Origin of the sequence: Caballeronia sp. GAWG2-1, from assembly GCF_023631405.1 — a bacterium.
Taxonomy (GTDB): domain Bacteria; phylum Pseudomonadota; class Gammaproteobacteria; order Burkholderiales; family Burkholderiaceae; genus Caballeronia.
Map to the genome: position 1 here is coordinate 1 of NZ_JALQDD010000060.1, position 1,695 is coordinate 1,695.

General features: G+C 58.1%; 2 protein-coding genes and 1 pseudogene. 2 read left to right on the forward strand and 1 reads right to left on the reverse strand.

Features of this window, described 5'->3' with window-relative positions:
• Together NCR98_RS33205 and NCR98_RS33210 are read left to right on the forward strand one after the other, a co-directional pair.
• Nucleotides 1-1,134: pseudogene (locus NCR98_RS33205) on the forward strand (hemagglutinin repeat-containing protein); the annotation flags it as partial.
• On the forward strand, nt 1,131-1,400 hold the full coding sequence (locus NCR98_RS33210; RefSeq protein ID WP_250528591.1) for a hypothetical protein: 270 nt from the start codon (nt 1,131-1,133) through the stop codon (nt 1,398-1,400). The pseudogene NCR98_RS33205 and the gene NCR98_RS33210, both read left to right, overlap by 4 nt.
• Before the next feature lie 90 nt (nt 1,401-1,490).
• On the opposite strand, the gene NCR98_RS33215 is transcribed toward NCR98_RS33210, so the two are convergent.
• The coding region (locus tag NCR98_RS33215; protein ID WP_350029556.1) for a SymE family type I addiction module toxin at nt 1,491-1,695 on the reverse strand (205 nt) is incomplete at its 5' end.

Consider the following 1,695-nt stretch of genomic DNA (forward strand, 5'->3'; position numbering starts at 1 on the left):
GGCAATTATGCGGATCGGCAGAAGCAGGCAGCGGAGGCGGCGGGCGATCAGGACACGGCCGATAAGTGGAAGGAAGGAGGCGCGTACCGCATCGCGATGCACATCGCGGGCGGGGCGGCGGTCGCCGGTCTTGGTGGTGGTAGTATCGCGGGCGGCGCTGCGGGCGCGGGTATCTCAGCGGCCGCAGCGGGCAAGTTGAACGAGTTGAGCGAAGCTATCGCCACTTCGAGCGCGACGGGTAACGCAGATGCGGACAAGGCACTCGGGAATATTATTGCGAATGTAATTGCGACAGGCGCGGGTGCTGCCGTTGGCGGCGGCTCCGGGGCGATGACGGCGTCGAATGCTGATCTTTACAATCGGCAGTTGCATCCGGGTGAGAAGCAGAAAATCGCGGACAAGGCGAACGGAGACAAGGCCGAAGAGGATCGGCTGACCAAAGCGGCATGTTACGCGGTGAAGTGCTGGGCTGAATATGCGCCGGGCAGTGCGGCGTACAACGCGAACTATGTGAGTCAGGTTGAAGCGGCGCAACTCGGGCCGGAACTGACGTGGGTGAACAACCAGAAGGAAGCGGGGTTTTTCAATTACACACCGGAACAGAAGATCGCGGATATGGTAATGAGTGATCCGCTCGGCGTGGGAAAGGATGCGGCCAAGGCCGGCCTCGGTGCACTAGTCACTGCAGCTGGCGTGAGATATTGCGCGACGGGGGTTGCGTGCGGTGTTGGCAGCGTGATGGCCGTGTCCGGAGCCAACGATGTGGCCACGGGAATGAGCGGCCTGTATAACCGGTACAACGGGATACCCGAATCGGGCACAAATCCGCTGCAGATGGCATTTAATTACGCCTCGCCAACATGGGGCAACACGCTTTATGACGTGGCATCGCTCGGTGTGGGGATCGCCGCGTTGACTGCTCCTGTTCCACTAAAGATGGGCTGGTCAGATGGGCTTAACCGTCCCCGCAGCATGTTCGACGTGACTGTCCCTAAGTTTGGCAGCACAACTACGATTCCGGTCGTGAATTGGGTAATTCCAGGTGACGTGAACGCGGCGATCCAAACGATCAATGCTGGCACGAAGGGGGCAAAAGTTGTGAACGACGCCCGCGAAGCAGGGAAGCAAAAATGAACTGGAAACGTTTTTATGCGACCGCGCAGACCATTTGCGTAGTGTGGGGCTCGGCTATTGGCGCCGGAATAATTATTGCGATGCTTGCGACGGCGTTTTGCCGATTTGCGTTCAATCTCGATGAAAAACCTGCAATGCTTTTCGTTTTTTGTCCGCTGTGTTTGGCGCTTGTGATCTATTGGGTTAGGAGGTTGCCGTCTCGTCTGCGAAAAGCCGGAATGATCAGTGATGAACCGGACAAGTTCGGTCCTTGGTTCAAGAACTGAACGAGTAGAACAACAAACCCAGGCATCGAGCTGGGTTCGTTGTTTATGGTTCCGTTCACGCGGGTGTCTAACGAGCCTTCCGTCCTCAACCTAAACACGCACGCGGCTATGCGGTTTGAACCCGGCCTGTTCGAGCCATCGTCCTACAAGCCGAATACGCGGCACGGACTGCGGCAGTGTGTAGAGTTCGCGCTTCTTCCTGTAGTCGCACTCGCGCAGTGTGGGCAGTACGGTGTCGGGCGATTCGGTGAACATCAACGCCGGGCATGACGTGTCGATTGCCGGTTCGACGGTG

What these genes read in the sequence shown, in the direction of transcription:
- NCR98_RS33210 (WP_250528591.1), top strand. Translation starts at nt 1,131, where the DNA reads ATGAACTGGAAACGTTTTTATGCGACCGCGCAGACCATTTGCGTAGTG.